20 protein-coding genes are annotated in these 24,691 nt (G+C 53.3%); 19 read left to right on the forward strand and 1 reads right to left on the reverse strand.

The window, feature by feature from the left end:
- The 19 genes from HMY34_RS00205 to HMY34_RS00295 all read left to right on the forward strand — a co-directional run bounded on the left by HMY34_RS00205 (position 1) and on the right by HMY34_RS00295 (position 22,900).
- Entirely contained in the window at positions 1-735 is a 735-nt protein-coding gene (locus tag HMY34_RS00205) for an SDR family NAD(P)-dependent oxidoreductase (protein WP_202717165.1), read from the forward strand.
- Complete coding sequence (locus tag HMY34_RS00210; protein ID WP_202717166.1) at positions 732-1,985, forward strand: DASH family cryptochrome; 1,254 nt, start codon at positions 732-734, stop codon at positions 1,983-1,985. Before HMY34_RS00205 ends, HMY34_RS00210 begins: the two co-directional genes overlap by 4 nt.
- Before the next feature lie 83 nt (positions 1,986-2,068).
- Positions 2,069-4,414, forward strand: coding sequence for an endopeptidase La (gene lon, locus HMY34_RS00215; protein ID WP_202717167.1), 2,346 nt, complete (start codon positions 2,069-2,071; stop codon positions 4,412-4,414).
- Positions 4,415-4,424: 10 nt separating this feature from the next.
- Complete coding sequence (locus tag HMY34_RS00220; RefSeq protein ID WP_202717168.1) at positions 4,425-5,099, forward strand: Cj0371 family chemotaxis-regulating polar lipoprotein; 675 nt, start codon at positions 4,425-4,427, stop codon at positions 5,097-5,099.
- A gap of 3 nt (positions 5,100-5,102) precedes the next feature.
- Positions 5,103-6,281, forward strand: coding sequence for a glutathionylspermidine synthase family protein (locus HMY34_RS00225; RefSeq protein ID WP_202717169.1), 1,179 nt, complete (start codon positions 5,103-5,105; stop codon positions 6,279-6,281).
- A gap of 246 nt (positions 6,282-6,527) precedes the next feature.
- Positions 6,528-6,674 (forward strand): lmo0937 family membrane protein, encoded by a 147-nt coding sequence (locus tag HMY34_RS20515; RefSeq protein ID WP_202717170.1) that lies wholly within the window; start codon positions 6,528-6,530, stop codon positions 6,672-6,674.
- Positions 6,675-6,715: 41 nt separating this feature from the next.
- On the forward strand, positions 6,716-7,033 hold the full coding sequence (locus HMY34_RS00235) for an ElaB/YgaM/YqjD family protein (protein WP_202717171.1): 318 nt from the start codon (positions 6,716-6,718) through the stop codon (positions 7,031-7,033).
- 4 nt (positions 7,034-7,037) lie between these two features.
- Positions 7,038-7,319 (forward strand): hypothetical protein, encoded by a 282-nt coding sequence (locus HMY34_RS00240; RefSeq protein WP_202717172.1) that lies wholly within the window; start codon positions 7,038-7,040, stop codon positions 7,317-7,319.
- Positions 7,286-7,504 (forward strand): hypothetical protein, encoded by a 219-nt coding sequence (locus tag HMY34_RS00245; RefSeq protein WP_202717173.1) that lies wholly within the window; start codon positions 7,286-7,288, stop codon positions 7,502-7,504. Before HMY34_RS00240 ends, HMY34_RS00245 begins: the two co-directional genes overlap by 34 nt.
- Before the next feature lie 15 nt (positions 7,505-7,519).
- Positions 7,520-8,224 carry an AI-2E family transporter gene (locus HMY34_RS00250; RefSeq protein ID WP_202717174.1) on the forward strand — a complete coding sequence of 235 codons (705 nt, stop codon included), beginning with the start codon at positions 7,520-7,522 and terminating at the stop codon, positions 8,222-8,224.
- Positions 8,221-16,767 carry a glycoside hydrolase family 94 protein gene (locus tag HMY34_RS00255; RefSeq protein WP_202717175.1) on the forward strand — a complete coding sequence of 2,849 codons (8,547 nt, stop codon included), beginning with the start codon at positions 8,221-8,223 and terminating at the stop codon, positions 16,765-16,767. The genes HMY34_RS00250 and HMY34_RS00255 overlap by 4 nt, the downstream gene beginning before the upstream one ends.
- A gap of 149 nt (positions 16,768-16,916) precedes the next feature.
- Entirely contained in the window at positions 16,917-17,207 is a 291-nt protein-coding gene (locus HMY34_RS00260; RefSeq protein ID WP_202717176.1) for a sll1863 family stress response protein, read from the forward strand.
- Positions 17,208-17,356: 149 nt separating this feature from the next.
- The gene (locus HMY34_RS00265) at positions 17,357-17,581 is read left to right on the forward strand and encodes a CsbD family protein (RefSeq protein ID WP_202717177.1); all 225 of its coding nucleotides are present in this window, start codon (positions 17,357-17,359) and stop codon (positions 17,579-17,581) included.
- Between the two features lie 17 nt (positions 17,582-17,598).
- Positions 17,599-17,886 carry a hypothetical protein gene (locus HMY34_RS00270; RefSeq protein ID WP_202717178.1) on the forward strand — a complete coding sequence of 96 codons (288 nt, stop codon included), beginning with the start codon at positions 17,599-17,601 and terminating at the stop codon, positions 17,884-17,886.
- Positions 17,887-17,954: 68 nt separating this feature from the next.
- Positions 17,955-19,127 carry a DUF481 domain-containing protein gene (locus HMY34_RS00275; protein ID WP_228287935.1) on the forward strand — a complete coding sequence of 391 codons (1,173 nt, stop codon included), beginning with the start codon at positions 17,955-17,957 and terminating at the stop codon, positions 19,125-19,127.
- Between the two features lie 58 nt (positions 19,128-19,185).
- Complete coding sequence (locus HMY34_RS00280; protein ID WP_202717180.1) at positions 19,186-19,398, forward strand: YMGG-like glycine zipper-containing protein; 213 nt, start codon at positions 19,186-19,188, stop codon at positions 19,396-19,398.
- A gap of 361 nt (positions 19,399-19,759) precedes the next feature.
- Positions 19,760-20,965: an efflux RND transporter periplasmic adaptor subunit gene (locus HMY34_RS00285; protein WP_202717181.1), complete on the forward strand. Its 1,206-nt coding sequence runs from the start codon at positions 19,760-19,762 to the stop codon at positions 20,963-20,965.
- The gene (locus HMY34_RS00290; protein ID WP_202717182.1) at positions 20,962-22,191 is read left to right on the forward strand and encodes an ABC transporter permease; all 1,230 of its coding nucleotides are present in this window, start codon (positions 20,962-20,964) and stop codon (positions 22,189-22,191) included. Before HMY34_RS00285 ends, HMY34_RS00290 begins: the two co-directional genes overlap by 4 nt.
- Positions 22,184-22,900, forward strand: a complete 717-nt coding sequence (locus tag HMY34_RS00295) for an ABC transporter ATP-binding protein (RefSeq protein WP_228287936.1) — start codon at positions 22,184-22,186, stop codon at positions 22,898-22,900. Before HMY34_RS00290 ends, HMY34_RS00295 begins: the two co-directional genes overlap by 8 nt.
- On the opposite strand, the gene HMY34_RS00300 is transcribed toward HMY34_RS00295, so the two are convergent.
- Positions 22,897-24,684 (reverse strand): AAA family ATPase, encoded by a 1,788-nt coding sequence (locus HMY34_RS00300; RefSeq protein ID WP_202717183.1) that lies wholly within the window; start codon positions 24,682-24,684, stop codon positions 22,897-22,899. The genes HMY34_RS00295 and HMY34_RS00300 overlap by 4 nt on opposite strands.
- Positions 24,685-24,691: the final 7 nt, after the last annotated feature.

Genomic DNA, 24,691 nt, shown 5'->3' on the forward strand with positions numbered 1-24,691 from the left:
ATGACCACGACACCCCGTAAAGTCTTGGTAGCAGGCGCATCCGGCGGTATCGGGCAAGCGTTTTGCGAACAACTCGCCGCGCAATTTCCTGACATTCAGCTCATCCGGCTGGCACGCAATACCGCTGCGTTGCCAGTGCTGAATATTCCCACGCAAGACCTCCGTTTCGATTTGACGGATGAAGCCAACATCATTAGCGCGTTGCAAGCCCTGCCCGACAAAGCTGAACTGGACTGGGTTTTCATCGCCACCGGCTGGTTACACGACGACACGCTGCAACCGGAAAAAACTTGGCGCAGTTTGGACGCCGATCACCTGCTACGTTCCTACGCCCTCAATGCAGTCGGCCCCGCGTTGCTGGTCAAACACTTGCTGGCAAAGCTTAACCCCAAACACCCGACCACCATTGGCATTTTATCCGCCCGTGTCGGCAGCATTAGCGACAACCGGCTCGGCGGCTGGCATTCCTACCGCGCCAGCAAAGCCGCGCTGAATATGCTCATCAAAAACTTCGCCATCGAATTGCAGCGCATGAAACGCCCCACCATTATCGTCGGTTTGCAACCCGGCACGACCGACACCGCGCTGTCTGAACCATTCAAGCGCAATGTACCGCCGGATCATCTGCAAACACCCGCATTCACCGCCAGCCATTTGCTCAAGGTGATGCAACATTTGCGACCCGAAGATTCGGGGGAACTGTTTGATTTCTTAGGAATACGCTTTGCCCCATGAACGGTTTATTCTGGTTTCGCTACGATTTGCGTCTGCATGATAACCCTGCTTTACTCAAACTCGCGCGGCAATGCGAGCAATTGCTGTGCGTTTATGCGGTGGATACACAGGCATCCATGGGCGCATTCCGCTGGCAATTTATCCGCGAATCCCTCGCTGATTTGCAGCAACAATTAGCGGCCTTGGGGCAAACGCTGGTGATTCGCGTCGGTCAACCTGACGCAATTATCAGCGAACTCATCCAAACGCACGGTATTCAAATCGCAGGCACAACCCCTGTTCCCGCAACGTATGAACAACGTCAATTGACCAATGTGAAGCAAACCTGTCCGCAGTGCCAGTGGGTAGAAACTGAAAGTTTCACCTTGTTTGACGCGCGGCAATTGCCCTTTAACGTGAATAAGTTGCCCGACAGCTTCACCCCTTTTCGCAAGCAAGTGGAACAAATTGCCGTCGCGCAACCATTGCCGCGCCCCCAGCGTCTTCCCGCGCCATTGCCGAATGCATCCGACCCGCTGCCCGAATTCAGCACCCCCGAAACTGATCCCAACACGCTGCCGTTCAGTGGTGGTGAAACCGCAGGCTTGGCGCAAGTGCGCTATTACTTGCACGATACCCGCCAAGTCAGCCGCTACAAACTGACCCGTAACGGTTTGGATGGCTGGGACTTTTCCTCGAAACTCTCCCCTTGGCTGGCGCAAGGCTGTGTATCCCCTCGGCAGATTGTGGCGGAATTGCAGGACTATGAAGCACAATACGGCGCGAACGATTCCACCTACTGGCTGTATTTTGAATTGCTGTGGCGCGAATATTTCCAATGGCTGCATTACCGCTACGGCAACCGTTTATACCTGTTACGCGGCATCCGCAATCAAGACCCGTTGCTGAACAAAAACCCCAAAGCCTTAGCAGGCTGGTGTGAAGGCAAAACCGCCGCACCGTTCGTGAATGCCTTCATGCACCAATTGCGCAATACCGGCTGGATGTCGAATCGCGGGCGGCAAATCGTCGCCAGCTACCTGATCAACCAATTGGGGGTGGATTGGCGCGACGGCGCCGCATGGTTTGAAGCGCAATTGATTGATTACGACCCCGCCAGCAATTGGGGCAACTGGCAATACCTTGCGGGTGTCGGCACCGATCCGCGTGGGCGGCGCGAGTTCAATATTGGCAAACAACAACGCGAATACGATCCGGCGGGCGCGTTTGTGGGGAAATATTCACACCGTCATGCACAGCGCACCTCTTGAAAAAATAAGACTTGTCACAATCTTGTCTAACAAGAGTACTTGACAACCAAACTAGGTTATTTGCCCCCAACCGAGGTAACAGCATGAACGAAGCTCTCATTTTAATCCCCATGCGCGATGTCGTCTTATTTCCGGGCATGGCAATTCCCATCACCATTGGGCGCGAACAATCCATCGCCGCCGCGCAAGAAGCTGTGAAAAATGGGCAAAAAATCGGTCTGGTGTTGCAAACCCAAGCCACCGTCAGCAACCCCGATGGCAGCCAATTACACCCGATCGGCACAATTGCAAGCATTTTGCGCTACGTCACCACCTCCAGCGGCACGCATCATTTAGTGGTGCAAGGCGAAGAGCGCTTTCGTGTCGTCGATTATGTGGAAGGTTTGCCCTACATGGCGGCACACGTCGAAATCCTTCCCGAAGTCGAAGCCGCTGAAGATGACCCTGATGTCAAAGCGCGGATGCGTCATTTGCAGGAAAAAGCTATCGAAACCGTGCAATTGCTGCCACAAGCCCCGCCTGAAGTGATTAGCGCTATTCAAAGCATGGAATACGCGGGCGCACTGGCCGATTTGGTCAGCAATTTCCTCGACATTAGCCCACCAGAAAAGCAGGTAATTTTAGAAACCATCAACCTGCGCGAACGCCTCGATAAAGTCGCCGAACACGTGCGCCACCAGCTCGAAGTGTTGAAATTGACCCGTGAAATCGACCAGCAAACCAAACAGTCGATGGATGCCCGCCAGCGCGAATTCATGCTGCGCGAACGCCTCAAAGCCATCAAAAAAGAGCTGGGCGAAGACGACGATGACAGCAACCAAACCGAAATTGAAGAGCTAAAACAAGCGATTGCCGATGCGAATATGTCCGCCGAAGCCGCCGAGCAAGCCCGCAAGGAACTCAAACGCCTGCAAAAAATGCCGGAATCGTCAGGTGAATATTCCATGATCCGCACCTACCTCGACTGGCTCACCAGCTTGCCTTGGAACACACTGGCAGCCGAAACTATCGACATTGCCAAAGCCCGCGAAGTGCTGGACGAAGACCATTACGGCTTGGAAAAGATCAAAAAGCGCATTCTCGAATACCTCGCGGTACGCAAACTCAACCCGCAAGGCCGCAGCCCGATCCTGTGTTTTGTAGGGCCGCCCGGTGTCGGTAAAACCTCACTCGGCAAAAGCATTGCCCGTTCCTTAGGCTTACCATTTGTGCGTGCCAGCCTTGGCGGGGTACATGACGAAGCCGAAATCCGTGGGCATCGCCGCACTTACATGGGCGCATTGCCCGGTAATATCATTCAGGAAATGCGCAAAGCAGGCAGCCGCAATCCGGTGTTTATGCTCGACGAAATCGACAAACTCGGCGGCGGCGGCTTCCACGGCGACCCCGCCGCCGCCTTGCTGGAAGTGCTCGACCCCGCGCAAAACGAAAGCTTCCGCGATAACTATTTGGCGCTACCGTTTGACCTGAGCAAAGTGGTATTCATCGCTACCGCCAATGTACTGGATTCAATTCCGGGGCCATTGCGCGACCGCATGGAAATCATCAGCCTGCCCGGTTACACCGAAGACGAAAAGGTCGAAATTGCCAAACGTTACCTGCTGTCACGTCAACTTGAAGCGCACGGTTTGACCCCAGAACAAGCGCACGTCAACGAAGCCGCGTTACACACGATTGTGAGCGATTACACCCGTGAAGCCGGTTGCCGCAATTTAGAGCGTGAAATCGCGGCGGTCTTGCGCAATGCCGCTATTCAAATCGCGGAAGGCAAGACCGAGCGGGTCGCGATTACCCCCGCTGAGTTGCCTGCAATCCTTGGCGCACAACGCTTTGAAAGCGAAGTGGCGATGCGTACCAGCGTCCCCGGTGTGGCAACCGGCTTGGCATGGACACCGGTTGGCGGTGACATTCTGTTCATCGAAACCACCAAAATGCCGGGGCATGGCAAGCTGATCATTACCGGGCAACTCGGCGATGTGATGAAAGAAAGCGCTCAAGCTGCCTTAAGTCTGATCAAAGCCAACGCTAAACGCTTTGGGGTTGACCCGCAGGTATTCGAGAAGCATGATATTCACTTGCACGTTCCGGCGGGCGCCATCCCGAAAGACGGGCCTAGCGCAGGGGTGTCGATTTTCACCTCGCTGGTATCCTTGCTCAGTGATTGCAAAGTGCGCAGTGATGTCGCCATGACCGGCGAAATCAGCTTGCGTGGTTTGGTGTTACCGATTGGCGGGGTTAAGGAAAAATGCCTTGCCGCCTTACGCGCAGGCATCCACACCGTGATGTTGCCCGCGCGTAACCGTAAGGATTTGGATGACGTGCCGGAAAATGCCCGTAAACAGCTCAATTTTGTGTGGCTGGAGCGGGTAGACGATGCTATTAACGCGGCGCTGGAAGTGCCGGAGTTAGCTTTACAAACTGCCGCGTGAGAGAACCAACATGCATAAGCCCTACCTAAAGTTCATCAGTTCCTATTCTTTGGTAGGCAGTATTGGCATTACCATCCTCGCCAGCCTGCAAGGGTGCGGCGGTGATCAACCGCCCGCGCCACCGCCCAATGCAGGCGCGGGTACGATTTCTGAAGCCGCCAAAGGCGAAGCCATGTTCATGGTCATTCAGCAGACTGGCGCAAATCCTGACACCTATGAACTGGTGGAAAAATACCCCGCCAGCCAAACCCGCGCTATCCTCAAGGACATGAAAGGCAACGAACGCATCCTCACCGAAGCCGAACTCAAAGCGATGGCAGAAGCCGAAGCCAAAAAAGTCGAAGCTGGCACGTCTGCCCTCACGCAACCCGTGGCACAAAATCAAGGTTTGAGCTTGGGTGAAACGGTGCTCGCCGCCGCAGCCGGGGCGCTGATTGGCGGAATGCTTGCTAACAAACTCATGGGCAACGCCAATTACCAACAGCATCAGCAACAACAAGCCAGCAAAGCGCAAAGCAGCATCAGCCGCCCCGCCGCACGCACCGACACCCGTGCGGTCAACCCCAATCAAGCGCAACAACCCAAATCCGGCTTTTTCGGCAACAATAATAATGCCAACCCCAGCAACCGCTCTGGCAGCACTACTGGTGGCAGTTCCTTTGGCGGCGGCTCAGCAGGAGGCTAATTCATGATTCAACTCGAAACCGTTAACCCCATCAGCCCCGCGCTCATGGAAGACGTTGGCATGACTTGGCACACCGACCCCGACGGCCAACCCTATGTTGCCGCTGAAATCGTCGTCGTTACCGAGGCAGAAGCCGAAGCTTATTACACCGCTGCCAACGAACTCTACGATATGTACGTCGCCGCCGCCCAACACGTCATCGACCATGACCGTTTTCTGGAACTCGACATTCCCTACAATCTGGTCGACCACATCTGTCGCAGTTGGGAACACGACCATCGCCACCTCTACGGGCGTTTCGATTTCGCAGGCGGTGTCGACGGCTTGCCGATTAAACTGATCGAATTCAACGCCGACACCCCCACCAGCCTGTTTGAAACCGCAATCGTGCAATGGGCGCTGCTCAAAGCCAATGGCATGAATGAAGCCGCGCAATTCAACACCGTCTACGCCAGCCTCGTGAAAAACTTCCGCCGCTTAGTGACTGGCGAAAACGACCCCGACCGTTTTGGCGAGTATTACCGGTATCAAAACATCCTATTTTCCAGCATTCGCGGCTTGCCGGAAGACGAACAAACCGTGCGTTTTTTGCAACACCTTGCGGATGACGCCGGTTTTCAGACCGATTTTTGCTACCTGGATGAAGTCGGCTTTCTCGAAGAGCAAGGCATTTTCAACCCGCAACAAACCCGTTTCGACTACTGGTTTAAGCTTTACCCGTGGGAAGACATTGCGCTGCAAACAGACGGCATCAACGGCATTCTCGACGACATTACTCGCAATACCGCAACCGTGATCCTCAACCCCGCGTACACCCTGCTGTTCCAAAGCAAGGGCATTCTGAAAGTGTTGTACGAGCTATTCCCCGACTCCCCCTATTTGCTGGAAACCCGCAGTGAAAAGCTGCACGGCAAACAGCAAGTGGCGAAAAAATTGTTCGGGCGCGAAGGTGCGAATGTCAGCATTTACGATGCGGCAGGCAACATCCTCACGCAAACCTCTGGCGAATACGACCGCTACCAAACCGTTTACCAAGCATTCGCCGAATACCCCAAAGACGCGCAAGGGCGCAATTATCAGGCCGGGGTATTTTTCGCGTGGGAAGGCTGCGGTTTAGGGTTTCGACGCGGTGGGGAAATCCTCGATAATCTCAGCAAGTTTGTGGCGCATCGGGTCAAGTAAACATCACATAAAAGTGATTTACCTTGCTATTATAAAGAATAGAGCGCTTAATGGAGATGATCTTTATTAATACGTTATTTTACGACACGTAGCAACCCTTAATACAAACCCCTATTAAGTTAATAAGGATTTTAGTAATGCCGTTTATCTCAGGCGATCTGAGTACTAATACGTAAATTATTTTACGTCAAGCGACGTTATATTTTAATTCGAGATTTGCCAAATCTTGGCGAAGTGAGAATTCTTATGCTCGAAACACTTGCAATTGTCTTAATTGTCCTTTGGCTATTGGGTTTTGTCACCTCATATACCATGGGCGGATTTATTCATATATTATTAATTGTTGCAGTCGTGGTCATTTTAATGCGCGTTATTCAAGGCCGTCGTTTATAAACCACAACAATGCTATATTAATTTTTAATAAGGAAAATATCATGCAACACAGCAAAACCACCGAAACAGAAATTGACTTCCGTGCAGAATTTGACACGCTTCGTAATCAAGTCAATGAATTACTAAAATCCCTGAAAAACAAAACTGAAGCTACCTCTGCTACTCTGGGTGAAAACATCGAAAGCAAAGTAGAGCATTACCAAGAGAAAGCTGAACAAAAATTGCATGACGCCTACGCCGCCGGTAATGCTGGTTTAAATGACGTGGGCGAGCATATTCGTAAAAATCCGGTTGCCAGTATGCTGATCGCCTTCGGGGTCGGTTACACTATTTTCAAGGTGTTAGGGCAAGGTAAGTAAAGCCGTGAAAGCTTTGACCGACGCCATTATTAGCCTGTTTGAACTGGCTGAAGCCGAAGGTCGGGTGCTGCAAAGCCAAGTGTTACAGACAACCAGCCGTATTTTACTGCTGATCGTTGCCGCCTTGTTTTTCAGCCTGGCAGCCGGACTTTTGCTGACTGCCAGCTATCAAGTGTTAAGCTTTTATTTACCGCCAGCGGGCGCTTTATTTATTATGGGAATAATGTGCCTGCTGGTGGCAGGAGTATTGATATGGTTCGTGAGGCATACCAGCCACCAACAGTAACCGAAGCCAAACAGCAATTACGTACCGCATTTGCCAATACTGAATATTTTGGCTTCATTAAAAAGCATCCCCTTGAATCAGCAGGAGCATCACTGCTGGCTGGTGTTTTAGTGGGAACGTTAAATAAAGGTCAGTTATCGCCCAGTTTATTGGGACTGATTATGCAGTTATTAAAGCGCGTTTGAAATTGGATAAATACTATGGAAGGCAACGCTGCCAACAATCTGAAAATTCCCGTATGGGGAATTTTCATCATCAGCATGGGCGTGGTTCTCTACGTCGCCAAAGCCATTTTTATTCCAATGACATTGGCAATTATTGCCTCGTTTTTGCTGACTCCAGCCGTCAATTATCTGCAAAAGTTTCGTATTCCCAGCACGGTTAGCAGCTTTCTAATATTGCTGTTGTTTTTCACTTTACTGTTAACAGCGATCAATTACCTTGCCGATCCGGTGAGTGTTTGGGTAGAGCGTTTACCTGCCGAATTGCGGCATATGGAAGGCAAATTAATCCTATTCAGAAGCGCTATCACCGATATGTGGGCAATGACGGATAAATCTGCAACAATCATGGTGGCAGGGAATAATCCACCGATGCATGACGTGATGGTCGGTGGGTCGAACATATTGTTTACCCTGCTGGATAATACCCAATCCTCACTGACCTTCAACCATATCGGACAGATATTGCTACCGCCTCTGGCACTGGTGCTGCTGAATCTACTGGAAGAATTTGTACTGCCCCTATTCGTGGGCAAGGTATTCACCATCAACCCTATTCTGATTTTTCTGTTTATCCTGTTTCTGGGATGGCTCTGGGGCATGGCCGGTATTTTCATGGCGGTACCCTTATTGATGATCATAAAAATCGTATTTGACCAAACCCAAGCAAGAGAGATCGTATGAAAGAACCCCCAAAAACCTTATTAAACAATATCCGTGCCTGGGGAGCGCACTCTTTCCGGGTCAATGCGGTACACGATCGTACCCAAGAAGCACAACCCTTACGCGCCGAACTCTTCAGTGCCGACCAGATGGAACGCCACGGCAGAACGCTCGCCGACACCCACCAACTCAGCCAAACCTTCCCGCGCGATCAGCTTCTCGACCGCCTCTCCGACAATGAAGCCGTATTGGTGAAATGTTCCCGCGTGTTAACCGCCACGGTCAGTTCCAACCACCGCCTCACCCCCGCTGGCGAATGGTTGCTGGATAATTTCTACCTGATCGACGAACAAATCCGCACCGCCAAACGCCACTTGCCGCAAGGTTACAGCCGCGAATTGCCGCGCTTGGCGGACGGCGCATCCAACGGCTTACCGCGTGTCTATGACATTGCGCTGGAAAATATTGCCCACGGCGATGGGCGCGTTGACCCCGACAGCCTCAGCCGTTTCGTCACCGCTTACCAAACCGTCACGCCGTTGAAACTGGGCGAATTGTGGGCAATTCCCATCATGTTGCGCTTGGCATTGATCGAAAACCTGCGGCGCATTGCGGCACGCATTACCACCGACAAAATTGACCAAGACCTTGCCGATACGTGGGCAAACCGCATGGTCGAAGCGGCGGAACAAGACCCCAAAAGCCTGATTCTGGTGATTGCCGACATGGCGCGTTCCAACCCGCCAATGACCACGCCGTTTGTGGCGGAACTGGTACGCCGCCTGCAATGGCAAAGTGCCGCACTGGGCTTGCCATTGAGCTGGATCGAGCAATTGCTGGCGGAATCACACCTCACCATCGAACAATTGGTGCAGATCGAAAGCCAGCAACAAGCGGCTGATCAAGTCTCCATTGGCAACAGCATCGGCAGTCTGCGCTTCCTTGGCTCGATGGACTGGGAAGAATTCGTCGAAAATATGAGCGTGGTCGAACAAACCCTGCTCGACGATCCGGCGGGTGCATACGGCGAGATGACGTTTGCTACGCGCGACCGTTACCGCCACGTCGTAGAAAAAATTGCCAAATACACCCGCTATTCCGAAGGCGAAGTCGCGCAATTAGCCGTGCAACTGGCGCAAGCAGGCGCGGAAAAGCATGGCAATGACGACCGCACCGCGCACGTTGGTTTTTACCTGATCGACGCAGGCTTGCACCCACTCGAACAAGCCGCGCAAGCACGGCTACCGCTGCTCACAAAACTCCACAGAACCGCTTGCTGCTTACCGCTGCTCTCCTTTGTGGGCGGTATTGCCCTGTTAACGTTGTTGTTTACCAGCGGCTTGTTGCTGCAAGCCCACGCTGAAGGCGTACAGGGCTGGTCGTTGGCATTGCTGGGCATCGTGTTGGCACTCGGTACAAGCTACCTGTCGGTGGCACTGGTGAATTGGCTGGCAACCTTGCTGACCACGCCGTATGCACTGCCGCGCATGGATTTTTCCGAAGGCATTCCCGCGCCATCGCGCACTTTGGTCATCGTACCGACCATGCTGAGTAGCACCCCCGGCATTGAGAGCATGATGGAGGCATTGGAAGTCCGTTTTCTCGCCAATCGGGATGCGCACCTACATTTCGGCTTGTTGACCGACTTCTTGGATGCACCGGAAGAAACACTGGCGGGTGATGCGGCGCTGTTGCATCTGGCACAAGCGGGTATCGACCACCTGAACACAAAATATCCGGGCGAATCGGGTGACATTTTCTTCCTGTTTCACCGTCCTCGCCGCTGGAATCCGCAAGCACAAGTGTGGATGGGCTACGAACGCAAGCGCGGCAAACTGGCGGATTTGAATGCGCTGCTACGCGGTGGGGCAAAGGATGCCTTCGCGTTGGTAGTAGGCGATACCACGCCGCTTGCTGGGGTGAAATACGTGATTACGTTGGACACTGATACCCAGCTTCCGCGTGATGCCGCTCGCCAGTTTGTGGGAACGCTGGCACATCCGCTGAACCACGCGGTCTACGACCCTGCCAAGCAGCGGGTTACACAAGGTTACGGCATCCTGCAACCTCGTGTCAGCGTGAGCCTTTCCGCCCCCAACCTGTCACGCTATGCACGCTTGTACGGCGGGGAATCAGGCATTGACCCGTACACCCGCGCCGTCTCCGACGTGTATCAGGATGTGTTCAACGAAGGCTCGTTCATCGGCAAAGGCATCTATGACGTGGATGCGTTCGAGCAAGCACTGCATGAACGTTTGCCGGAAAACTGCATCCTCAGCCATGACTTGCTGGAAGGCTGTTATGCACGGGCGGGGCTGCTCAGTGATGTTCAGTTGTATGAAGAATACCCCGTGCGTTACAGCGCCGATGTCAGCCGTCGGCATCGCTGGATTCGCGGCGACTGGCAATTGCTGGGCTGGTTATTACCCTCCGTGCCGGGAGCTGGGAAAGAACGCCAGAAAAACCCGCTGTCATGGCTATCACGCTGGAAGATTTTCGACAATCTACGGCGCAGTCTTACTGCTGCGGCGTTGACGCTGTTGCTGCTGTTGGGCTGGACGGTGTTGCCAATGGCGGGTTTCTGGACGCTGGCAGTGTTGGCGATTTTGCTGATTCCGTCGGTCAGTGCGTCCTTGTTGAGTCTGGTGCGTAAACCTGCCGATTTGCTGCTGCGCCAACATCTGGCGGCTGAAATGCGGGCGGCGGAAGGGCATTTTACCCAAGCCGCCCTGACGCTGATTTGCCTGCCTTACGAAGCCTATTTCAGTCTGGATGCGATTATCCGCACGGTCTGGCGGATGGCGGTTTCCAAGCAACGGCTGCTGGAATGGAATCCATCGAGTGAAACCAACCGCGACAGCCCAAACCTTTCTGCTGCTTACCGGGCAATGTGGATTGCGCCGTTCATTGCTGTGGTCACGGGTTTGTATCTGGTAATGATACGCCCAGAAACCTTGCTGATCGCAGCGCCTATCCTGCTATTGTGGTGGTTGTCACCTGCCATTATTTGGTGGGTGAGTGAGCCGCTGGCACGGCGTACCAGCAAGCTAACGCCTGACCAAACCGTGTTTCTGCGCAAGACTGCCCGCAAGACGTGGGCTTATTTCGAGAACTTAGTTGGGGTGCAAGATAACTGGCTGCCGCCGGATAATTATCAGGTCTACCGTGATGTTGGCGTGGCGCATCGGACTTCACCGACCAATATGGGCATGGCGTTGCTGGCGAATTTGGCGGCTTACGACTTTGGTTACTTGCCGCTGGGCGGGCTGATTGAACGGACGGCGAATACCTTGCGCACGATGGAGCGTCTGGAACGTTACCACGGGCATTTTTATAACTGGTATGACACGCTGTCGCTGAAGCCATTGTTGCCGATGTATGTGTCTACGGTGGATAGCGGCAATCTGGGCGGGCATTTGCTGACCTTGCAGCCGGGGTTGTTGGCGTTGCCGGATCAGCCGATTTTGGCGGTACGGTGGTTGGAAGGGTTGCAGGATACGTTCGGGATTATGTTGGAAAGTACGGCGGATAGGACGCACTGGATTGCGTTGCAAACGGCGCTGAATGTTGCCGCCACCACCCGCCCCACGACGTTGGCAGCGGTAGAACATTGCCTCGAACACCTAATCGCGCTTGCCTCCGTCGATAACAGCGAATGGGGCGTTGCGTTGGTGCGGCAGTGTCGTGGGCATTTGGATGAATTGCGTTTCCTTGTGCCGGATGGAACAGAGAATAACCTTGAAGGCATTCCGACCTTGCGGGAATTGTTACTGATTCCAGCAAGCAGTAAGTGGGCGCAGGAGCGCATCACTGCACTCGAACAACTGGCATGGCAAGCCAGCGAACTCGCGTGTATGCAATACGATTTCCTCTACGACAAGCCGCGCCGCTTGTTTGCGATTGGCTACAACGTGACCGAACGCCACCGCGATGCGAGTTATTACGACTTGCTGGCATCCGAAGCGCGGTTGTGCAATTTCGTGACGATTGCGCAGGAACAAGTGCCGCAAGAAAGCTGGTTTGCTCTAGGGCGCTTACTGATTACCACCGATGGCGAACCCACGCTGTTGTCGTGGAGCGGCTCGATGTTTGAATACCTGATGCCCTTGCTGGTGATGCCGACCTATACCAATACCCTGATCGACCAGACTTACCATGCGGTGGTGCAACGCCAGATTGATTATGGCAAACAGCGCAACGTGCCGTGGGGTACGTCGGAATCGGGTTATAACACCGTCGATGTGCATCTCAATTACCAATACCGTGCGTTTGGTGTCCCCGGTTTGGGGCTGAAACGCGGGCTGGCGGAAGATTTGGTGATTGCGCCGTATGCCTCGGCACTCGCGCTGATGGTTGACCCCGAAGCCGCTTGCCAAAACCTGCAACGCCTCGCTGCTGATGGCGTGGTAGGCAAGTTTGGCTTTTACGAAGCCGTCGATTACACCCCCTCCCGCCAACGGCGCGGCGAAACGCGGGTCGTCATTCAGTCGTTCATGGCGCACCATCAGGGCATGAGTTTGCTGTCACTGGCATATTTGCTGCTGGATCGCCCGATGCAACGGCGTTTTGCTGCCAACCCACAATTTCAGGCCACGTTGTTATTGCTGCAAGAACGCATTCCCAAAGCGACCGCGTTCTATACCCAAGCGGCGGAAGTGGCGGAAGTCTTGCTGGCTTCCAGCGAACCGCAAATCCCGATCCGCGTCCTCACTAACCCGAACACGCTTATTCCCGAAGTGCAGTTGCTCTCCAACGGGCGTTACAACGTGATGATAACGAATGCGGGCGGCGGTTACAGCCGTTGTAAGGATTTTGCCGTCACCCGCTGGCAGGAAGACAGTACCCGCGACCATTGGGGTACGTTCTGCTACATCCGCGACGTGGCGAGTGGCGAATTCTGGTCAACCGCGCATCAACCAACACTTGCTACGGCAGACCATTACGAAGCGATTTTCTCGGAAGGTCGTGCAGAATTCCGCCGCCGTGACCACGACTACGACACGCACATTGACATCGTGGTATCGCCGGAAGACGACATCGAATTGCGCCGCGTGCGCATCACCAACGATTCACCGCTGCAACGCACCATCGAAGTCACCAGTTACGCCGAAGTGGTATTGGCATCCCCAGCTTCCGACACCTTGCATCCGGCATTCAGCAAGCTGTTTGTGCAAACCGAAATCATCGACCCGTTGCAAGCCATCTTGTGTACCCGCCGCCCCCGCGCCCTCGACGAACACAGCCCGTGGCTATTCCATTTGATGGCAGTGCATGAAGGCGATTCCAGCGGCATTTCGTATGAAACCGACCGGGCGCAATTCATTGGGCGCGGCAATACCCTCGTTGCCCCGCACGCCATGACTGCCGCCGATCACCTGTCCAACAGCGTCGGCGCAGTGCTTGACCCCATCGTTGCTATCCGCCACCGCATCACCCTCGAACCTGAAGCCTCGGTGACGCTCGATATGGTCATGGGCATCGCCGATACCCGCGAAGCTAGCTTGCAATTGGTGGAAAAATACCGTGACCGCCGCCTCGCTGACCGCGTATTCGATCTGGCCTGGACTCACAGCCAAGTGGTATTGCGCCAGCTCAATGCCAGCGAAGCCGAAGCGCAACTCTACGGGCGACTTGCCAATTCGGTGATCTATTCCCACGCTTTGCTACGGGCGGATGCCAGCACTTTGATCAGCAATCACCGGGGGCAATCCGGCTTGTGGGCGCACGCCATTTCCGGCGACTTGCCGATTGTGCTGTTACAAATCAAGGATCTGGACAATATCGAACTGGTACGCCAACTGGTCAAAGCCCATGCCTACTGGCGTTTGAAAGGCTTGACGGTCGATCTGGTGATCTGGAACGAAGACCGCGAAGGCTACCGTCAATTACTGCAAGAACAAATCATGGGGCTAATCGCGTGGGGCGTGGAAGCGCACGTCATTGACCGCCCCGGTGGTATTTTTGTACGCCATGCCGACCAGATTTCCAGCGAAGACCGCATCCTGATCCAGTCGGTTGCCCGCGTCATTATCACCGACAGCAAAGGTTCGCTGACCGATCAAGTCAATCGGCGCGGCTTGCTGGAGGTGCGTGTACCACCGTTCAAACCCAGCCGTTACCCCTTCCCTGCCCCGCCAACCGTGGGCAGTTTGTTGCCGCGTGACGACCTGATCCTGTTCAACGGCTTGGGCGGATTTACCGCTGACGGGCGCGAATACGTGATTACCCCGACCACCGACCAGACCACGCCTGCGCCTTGGGTCAATGTGCTGGCAAACCCCCACTTTGGCACAGTCATTTCCGAAAGCGGGCAAGCCTATACGTGGGGCGAAAATGCCCACGAATACCGATTAACCCCGTGGCATAACGATCCGGTCAGCGATTTAAGCGGCGAAGCCCTGTATTTGCGCGATGAAGACAGCGGCGAATTCTGGTCGCCCACGCCGCTACCGTGTCCGGGAACGGGTGCGACCATCAGCCGCCACGGTTTCGGCTACAGCGTGTTTGAACACAATGAAAATGGCATTTACTCAGAACTCACGGTGTTTGTGGCGTTGGATGCCTCGGTCAAATTCTCGGTGCTGAAAGTACGCAATGCGTCCGGTCGCAGCCGCCAGCTTTCTGCCACGGGTTACGTGGAATGGGTGCTGGGCGATTTGACCCCGAAATCCGCCCCGCATGTGATTACCGAATGCACTGCTCCACAAGGCGCGTTATTCGCCCGCAACCCTTACAGCATGGAGTTTGCGGAACGGGTAGCGTTCTTTGCGGTGGATGATAACAACCGCACGGTCACGGGCGACCGTGCCGAATTCATCGGGCGCAATGGTTCGTTGCGTGACCCGGCAGCACTGCAACGCGCGTATTTGTCCGGCAAAGTGGGCGCAGCACTTGACCCGTGCGCCGCTATCCAAGTGCCGTTTGAATTGGCGGCGGGACGCGAACGCGAAATCGTTTTCAAGCTCGGCGCAGGACGTGATATGCACGATGCGCAAGCCTTGGTGCAACGTTTCCGTGGCATGGCGGCGACACTCGACGCACTCAAACAGGTACAAAATTATTGGGTGCAAACCTTGAGCACGGTACAAGTGGAAACGCCTGATCCGACGGTGAACATGCTCGCCAATGGCTGGCTGTTGTACCAAACCCTGGGTTGCCGCTTGTGGGGACGCAGCGGTTATTACCAGTCCGGCGGCGCGTTCGGTTTCCGCGACCAATTGCAGGACGTGATGGCGTTGGTTCATGCCGAACCGCACAAAGTCCGCGAACATTTGCTGCTGTGTGCAGGGCATCAATTTGCGGAAGGCGATGTGCAACACTGGTGGCATCCGCCGTCCGACCGTGGGGTGCGCACCCAATGTTCCGATGATTATTTGTGGTTGCCGCTGGTGACGTGCCGTTACATTTTGACCACGGGCGACTATTCGGTGCTGGATGAGCAACGCGGTTTCCTGAGCGGACGGGCGGTGAATGCCGGGGAAGATTCCTACTACGACTTGCCGGGGCATTCGGCTGACGTTGCCAGCCTGTACCAGCATTGCGTCCGCGCCATCCTGCACGGCTTGCGCTTTGGCGAACACGGTTTGCCGCTGATGGGGTCGGGCGACTGGAATGACGGCATGAATCTGGTCGGCATCGAAGGCAAGGGCGAAAGCATCTGGCTGGGCTTTTTCCTCTGCGAAGTGTTGGGGCAATTTGCCGAATTGGCAAAGCAACGCAATGACATCCCCTTTGCCGAACGTTGCCAGCAGGAACGTTACCAATTGCGCCAAAATCTCGAACGCCACGGCTGGGATGGCGCTTGGTATCGCCGCGCCTACTTCGACGACGGCACGCCGCTGGGTTCGAGCAGCAACCCGGAATGCCAGATTGATTCGATTGCGCAAAGCTGGTCGGTACTCTCTGGCGTGGGTGCGCCCGAACGCACGGCGCAAGCCATGCAATCGTTGAATACGCATCTGGTGCGCCGCGATCACGCGCTGGTGCAATTGTTAGACCCGCCGTTCAATACCTCCGCCTTGAACCCCGGTTATATCCGTGGCTATGTGCCAGGGGTACGCGAAAACGGTGGGCAATACACCCATGCCGCGATTTGGGCAGCAATGGCGTTTGCCCGCTTGGGCGACAACGCACGCGCGTGGGAATTGCTGGGGATGATTAACCCGATCAACCACGCCACTTCCCCGCAAGCCGTGGCAACGTACAAGGTCGAACCGTATGTGATTGCCGCCGATGTATACGCGGTTGCCCCGCATACCGGGCGCGGCGGCTGGACGTGGTATACCGGCTCGGCAAGTTGGATGTACCGGCTTATCACCGAATCGTTGCTGGGCTTGCGGCGCGAAGGCGATAGTTTGCGCTTTGAACCGTGTTTACCGCCAGAGTGGACAGAATTCAAAATGCATTACCGTTATCGGGAAACGCTTTACCACATTGTGATTACGCAATTAAACGCGCAAGGAGATGACAATTCCGTGACATTGGACGGTATTAATCAACCTAACGGTGTTATTCCCTTGCTGGATGATCACATTGAACATCACGTTACATTTAAAATAATTTAAAATTATTAAGTCACTTATGGATTTAAACAATCAGAGCTAATTTTATTTTTAATTAGCCCTACTGTTTATATCTATTTTTGTGATTTACCTTGCTATATTAACCAATGTAGCGCTTAATGAACTTATAGAGTTTTTCAAGGAGATATATTATGACTACTAGAGAAAATTACCAACAGAAAATCGAAGGCGAATTAGCCTTGGCGCAAGCCAAATTAGCTGAATTTCAAGCACGTGCAAAAATGGCGTCAGCCGATAGTCGCATTAGCTATAATGAACACATGCACGACATGGAACAAAAGTTTGATGTCGCCAAGTCGAAGTTAAAAGAGTTTGGCGAAGCCAGTGATGGCGCATGGGAAAATATGAAGGATGGCGTGGAAACCGCATGGCATTCTCTGAGTGATTCTGTTAAAGATGCCGCTGCTAAATTCAAAGCCTGACCCTACTCTCCTTCCCCTTTCTAATCAGTTTCGCTAACACACTAGCATTTTAAGGCAGCCTATTGACTTTACCTTCCCCAAAAGGTGGGCTGCCTTACTTTTTAATTTCCTTCAATTAAAGTTAACACACGCTTTAAAGGATCAATCTCATGGATACGAATTATTTGTCAGCCCACTGGCATCAAGCCAAGGGCAAAGTGCGCGAGCAATTCGGTAAATTGACCGATGATGATTTACTGGAAATTGGCGGTAAAATCGAAGTCCTCGTGGGTAAATTACAAGAACATTACGACATGAGCCTTGAAGAAGCAGAAGCTGCTGTCACTGGCTTAAAAATTGATGCCGAAGGCATGAAACTAGAAACCAACCTTTAACACATACCGGAGTTTTTATGAAAATCAATCTTATGTTATTACCCTTGTTACTCGCCGCAACGTTGATGGGCTGTGACAATGATACTGAGCAGAAAGCGGCGGATGCTGTCCACAATGCGAATGAAACCATGAAAGACGCAGCGCATGAAGCCAATGAAAAGATGAAAGATGCGGCTGATGACGTGAAGGAAAAAGCGGGTGATGCAGCCGATGCCGTGCAAGGGCAGGTCGAGAAAGCCAGATTGGAACGGGAAAAACAAGAAGCTGAAGATGCCCTGAAAAAAGCAGAAGAGTTGAAAAAATAAGACTCTACGGGATTTTCCCTGATGCGTTTTACTCATTATTGATGGATATGAATACAATGAAAATACAAATGCTAGCTTTCGCTGTCACCTCTGCACTGTTAGGTGCAACCGCAACCGTGATGGCAGAAGACGTAACCCTGTTTGATTACGAACAACCGACCAGTGCGTATGAAGATGCGTATGTTTCTGGGCGTTTAAACATAAATAGCGGTAATCAAGATCAAACCAGCCATGATTTGAACTTGGATATGAATTACGAGCGGGTTTTCAGTTCGCCCGATCGTGATGTTAAGTTCAATGGCGATCTGCAAGGCTCATCCAAGCGCGGCCCGAATGCTGACGATGCGACGCAAGATAATTACATCGGCACCGCATCAGCGGGTATGAATAAATATTTCAAGCCTAATAGCAAAGGTGCTTTTTGGTACGGTGACGGCGAAGTTGGCGTTAAGAAAGGTGCTGATGACCCGCGTATTAAAGCAGGCGTTGGCGTGGGCTATGGTCGTGTTGTCAACGTGACCCCAATGGCACAAGCGATTCGTTTGGTAGAAGCGTTGACAGATAAAAAACGCTTGACGGGTAGCTTGACTAAAGCGGAATACAACCAAGTCGCCAACATTATTGCGCGAGAGAGCGAATACCGCACTAAATACGGTGCAGTCGATTACCAGCAAAACTGGATGGCAGATATTGAAAAAGTCCTGCAAGCCACCGGTAAAACAGCGGGTGAATTAGGGGCTATTGGCATTCTTAAAGCGCGTGATGTTTTGATTAATGAGCGCATTTCTACCCGCAAACACGGCTGGTTAGCTAAAGTTGGTATCAGTGAAGTTTTCAAAGATTACGATGGCAGCGACACTAAACCAGCATTGGATGTAGGCGCGGAATACCATCGCCCACTGAATAATCAAACCCAGTTTTCCAATGAAGCATCGGCTTCTGCCATTTTGCAAGACAGCGACAAAAGTTATACTGCTAAAAATGCCATGAGCTTGACGCACGAATTAACTGATCGCGTGGATTGGTTGAATAGCTGGGCAATGAATTACGACCACAATGATGTCACCGATGCCGATACCACCACGAATGCGGTGAGTTCCACCTACCGTTATTACCTCAGTAATAAACTGGCATTTGATACAGTAGCGACGTTATCCAAAGTTGATGATGATATTGCTGACAACGGTAATGACGAAATCGACAATTCGTTATTCATGGGCGTTACGTATCGCCTGAAATAATGGTGTCTGCTTAATTAATTGAACAGTTGCCCTTGTTTAAAGGGCACGGAGTATTATTATGAAAACGTTACATTCATTCACTACCAGTGCCATGACCCTTGCTATTTTGCTGAGTCTGACCGCGTGTTCGGGAATGACAACCCGCGAGAAAAATACTGCCGTGGGCGCAGGTGTTGGTGCCGTTGCCGGTAGCGTGGTAACAGGTGGCTCCACCGCCGGAGCGCTTGGTGGTGCAGCGGTTGGTGGCGTCATCGGTAACGGCGTGCGCTAAACTGCACAACCATTTGAGCAAGGAGAAATGCGCTATGCTTAATAAAGAAAAAGGCAAAATAGGCTGGATATTGCTGTGGCTTGTAGGAATTCCAATTCCGATCTTGCTGGCGCTGTATTTTCTGCGTGGATGCACTTGAGTAACTGATGAAAACTTCACATTTATTGGCTGCACGAGCAGCCATTTTAACGGCTATAGTATTCAGTGTAACGGCTTGTTCCACACTGCCTGAGCCTGAACCAGATCAGGGTTGGAAGCCACCATCCACCTGCCCCCTCAATTCTGGCTTCTTTGGGAATCAAGCCGATGGTGAGTGTCTACTCAAGGAGCAACAAAATACTGTGCATGGATACATCACTTAATGAAACGCTTCTATCGCCCCGCCCTTGTGATCGCGATTGTGCTACTCCTCAGCGGCTATTTCGCACGCAATCTGCTCTTCGGCACACCCGTTGAAGCCCACCCCGTCGTTCAAGGCGAATTACGCCAAACCGTCGTTGCCAGTGGGCGCGTCACTTGGCCGCAACGTATCTCCGTCGCGGCGGAAATCACGGGGCGCGTCACTCACATTCCCGTTAAAGAAGGTCAAGCGGTCAAACGCGGCGATTTGTTAATCCAGCTTGCAGACAGCACCGACCGCGCCAGCCTCGCCCAAGCCACCACCGCCGTGGCACTCGCCGAAGCCAAACTGCGCCAACAACGCGAAGTCGCGCTACCCACCGCGCAAGAAGCACTGCGTCAAGCCCAAGCCGATGTCGAACAAACCCGCCAACAACTGACCCGCGTCCGCACACTTAACAGCCAAAAATACCTCAGCAAAACCGAACTGGACACCGCCCAGCGTAATCTGGATGTTGCCAACAGCAAGCTGGAGGCCGCCCAACTACAAGTGCAAAGCAACCAAACCAAAGGCAGCGATGCGCTACTCGCCACCACCGCCCTGAACCAAGCCCGCGCTTCCTTGCAACTCGCGCAAGTCAAACTGGCGCAAACCGCTATCCTCGCCCCCGCCGACGGCACGCTGATCAGCCGCAGCATTGAACCGGGCGATATTGCCACCGCTGGCAAAGCCCTCATGGTATTGGCAGCACAAGGTGAAACCCAGATCGAAGTGCAAATCGACGAAAAAAATCTCGGAAAACTTGCCGTCGGACAAGTTGCACTGAGTTCCGCCGATGCCTTCCCGCAACAGCGTTTTAATGCCGAAGTTGCCTACATCAACCCCGGCGTGGATGCCACACGCGGCGCGGTGGAGGTAAAACTGCGCGTCAAAGAGCCGCCGGATTATTTGCGCCAAGACATGACCGTTTCAGTCGATATAGAAACTGCCAAAAAGCCGGATGCATTGGTAATCCCCACGGGTGCGCTGCACGAACCCAGCAGCGATGCGCCGTGGGTGCTGGTGGTGCGCGATAACCGCACGCTGAAACAAACCGTCACACTCGGTTTGCGCGGCGATGAAAACGTGGAAGTGTTAAGCGGTCTCGCCGCCGGTGAAGCGGTGATTCCGGCAAATTTAGCCCTGATCAAAGCCGATCAGCGCGTGCGGGTGACATTGCCGCCATGAATTCAGCCATGCCGTTTGAATGGATTTTAGCGATTCGCTTCATGCGCCAAGCACGGATGCAAACCTTGCTGATCATGGCGGGTGTCGCACTCGGCGTGTCGGTGATTGTGTTCATTTCTGCACTGATTAGCGGGCTGCAAACCAATTTGTTCAAACGCACGCTGGATTTTCAAGCGCAAATCATCATTCTGCCGCCCAAAGAAGTGTCACGCCCGCTGCATCAAGCGGGGGGCAGGGTGATGCTTGCTACACTGGTACAACCACGGGCGCAACGCTTGCAGTCGGTCGATCAATGGCAAACCGTCCTCGCGCAAGTAGCGAAGATGGACGGGGTTAGCGTCGTTGCCCCAGTGGTATCGGGTGCGGGTTTTATCGTGCGCGGCGAGGCTAACAAAGCCGTTGGCTTGACCGGCATTGAACCAGAAACCTATTTGCAACTCATCGCCCTCAATAGCAAAATCATCGCAGGCACAGCCAATATTACTGGCACGGACATCTTGATCGGCCTAGATTTGGCGAAAGATTTGGGCGTGTGGACAGGCGACAAACTCAATTTGCAAACCGCTTCTGGCGGCACGGCAACCTTGAGCATTCGCGGCATTTTCGATTACGGCAATAGCGGGATGAATTCACGCTCGGTGTACATTGCGTTACGCACCGCGCAAAGCCTGCTCGATTTGGCGGGCGGTGTCACCAGCGTCGAAGTCAATCTGGATGCGCCGTTTACTGCCGAAACCATGGCGCAAACCATTCAGGCACAAACCGGCTTGAAAGTTGACAGTTGGATTGCCACCAATGCGCAATTCTTTAGCGCACTGGAAGCGCAAGGTATGTCAAATAATGTGATCCGCTTTTTCGTCGGGTTGACTGCTGCCTTGGGCATTGCCAGCGTGTTGGTGGTATCAGTGGTGCAAAAATCCAAAGCGATTGGCATCTTGCGGGCGACGGGTACATCGCGGCGGCAAATCCTGCGGCTGTTCTTGCTGCAAGGCGCATTGACGGGTTTGATCGGTTCGCTGTTGGGTGCATTCGTCGGTTGGCTATTCTTAATCGCGTGGCGCACTATCGCCATTAACGCGGACGGCACGCAACTTTTCCCGATTACGTTTGACCCGATGCTGTTTGTGTACGCAGCCGTAGGCGCAACACTGGTGGGGATACTCGCTGCCTTGTTCCCTGCCCTGCAAGCGGCGCGGCTTGACCCAGCGGTGGCCATTCGTGGCTGACTTTAACGCCATTACCCTGCAACTCAAAGGCATCCGCAAAGCCTACAACGTCGGCTTGCCTGCTGAAACCGAAGTGCTACACGGGCTGGATTTAACCATTGCACGCGGCGAATTTGTCGCGCTGATTGGTCCCTCTGGGTCGGGCAAAAGCACGCTGTTGAACATGATTGGCTTGCTCGACAAACCGACGGCGGGTGAATTGTTGATTACGGGGCAGCCGACGACGCAATTGCAGGATCGGGAACTGACCTTGTTACGCGCCAAAGCGATTGGTTTTGTGTTCCAGTTCCACAATCTGTTGCCCGAATTTACCGCATTGGAAAACGTGATGTTGCCGTTGCTGGCGGCACGGGGTCGACCCGATGAGGCGATGCGTTTACGTGCTGCCGAATTGATTGAGCAAGTGGGGCTGACCGACGTGGGCAAACACATGAGCAATGATTTATCCGGTGGTCAACAACAGCGCGTCGCCATTGCCCGTGCGCTGGTGATGCAACCAGCACTGGTGCTGGCGGATGAACCGACCGGCAACCTTGATACCAAAGCCGCCGACAATGTGTTTGATTTGCTGCGCCGCGTGAATGAAGCCAGCGATACCAGTTTTTTAATCGTCACCCATGACCCGCGCTTGGCGCAACGTTGCGACCGCATTATTGAACTGGTGGATGGGCGCATTGATTCGGATAAAGCCAATGTTCGCGCATGTTAGCACGCTTCCCACAACACCCGCTCAAACCCCAGTGCCACCACCGCCAGACAGTGCAGACGCTCAGGTTGCTGGTATTTGGTTTCCAATGCTTGGCGATAATCCCGCAACTGGGTTAACGCCGCCTGCATTGCCGTTTGCACCACAGGTAACGCTGCCAAGGTTTCGCGTGATTGCCCGCGCACCTGCTCCGCTGTGAGTTTGGCATCTGCCAGTGACACGTATTTGAATTCCAATACAATATCTTTCAGCAGCGGGAAACGCCGCATATTGGGGCGAATAATCATCAGCAGGTCGGAATAACGCCGCTGAATCACCGCTTCCGAATCCATAATGTAATACAGATCGTTGAACAGCAGCGTCATGAAGGCGGTTTTCACCGTGAGTTCGTTGCTCCAGCGGTAATCACGGTTGCTGAATACGGCAAAATATTTATTCTCGACGAATTCGACCAAGGGCTGCAAATCAGCCGTCTGGTAAAAGTTTTCTGCCAAGTGTTGCGCGGTTTGCTGGTCTTCAAAGCGCGGCAAGGTTTGTTCTTTGAGTTGCTCAACATACACACCACGGATGACCAAATTGGGAATTGCCAACACCAGCCGCCCCATGCCATCCACATCCGCTATGGTTAACACGCCAAAAAAATACAGCAGGGAGAGCATGTAGGTCGGGTCATGTTGCACCCGTTGCAATTGTTCTACCCCGAAGCGGGTTTCCAGTTGCCGCAGAGGGGTGGTACGGGTTTCATCCAGAATTTGGTCAATCACCGCCGCGCCTGCTGGCAGGTTGGCAATGTAACGGATGCGCCCCGCATCCATCGCTAGATTGCCGTCGAGCATTTGATCGGGCAGTTGCGCTTTTTTCTGGTAATGGCGCAAAGCGTAAAAGCACAAGGTTGGGTTATACACCGTGGCTTGGGTCAAATCATTGCAGAAGCGATAGCCATTGTAAAAGCGGCGCAATGTTTCCATGACTTCGGCAATTGATGTTTCGGCTAAACCATGACCTTGCTGGATTTGTTGCACCAGCCCCTGTAATTCTGCTTCATGGATACCGCAAAGCGCATTGAAGTCTTCTTCCAAATAAATGCTGGTGGCTACATTGTAGCCACTGGTCATGTCGCTCAACACCACAGGGGAAACGCCCGTAATGAATACCCGCGAAATTTTGCCTTCGGACGCACTCGCTTTAATGACTTTGAACAAGGTTTTCAACACGCCCTCGCCTTCCAGCAAGTCGTGGTAACGTAACCTATCATGCGGGTCACTGGTGAGAATTTCATTAGCGAAATTGTCGTATTCGTCAATCAGCAGGTAGACGGTATGCCCGCTGTTTTTCACACTATTGGCTAAAGAATCAAAACTCGCCAGCGCATCCTCTGGATAAACCGTAATCGGGAACTGGATCAGTGCCTGATATTTTTGGGCAAAACCCTTGATGCACTCGTTCAGGTGGCGGAACAGGTTGCTAGTAATCGCGGCAAGATCCCCCTGAGCCGAGACTTTGGAAAAATCCCAACGCAGAATCAGGTACTGGTTACGTTCGGCGGTAGGATTTTTACCGATGGCAAGATCGCCAAATAGCGCTGGAAATTCATCTGCCGTGTGGCGGTCGTAGTAATTCGCCAGCGTTGACAACAGCAGGGATTTCCCGAACCGGCGCGGGCGCAAGAATACCAACTGATCCCCAGCGGCTTCTATCGCGGGGATGTGCGCAGTGCGGTCAAGGTACAACATGCCTTGGGAGCGAATGCGTCGGAAATCACTGATACCGTAAGGAAACTGGATCATAATATGG

The organism is Thiothrix subterranea (genome assembly GCF_016772315.1).
GTDB classification, from domain to species: Bacteria; Pseudomonadota; Gammaproteobacteria; order Thiotrichales; family Thiotrichaceae; genus Thiothrix; species Thiothrix subterranea.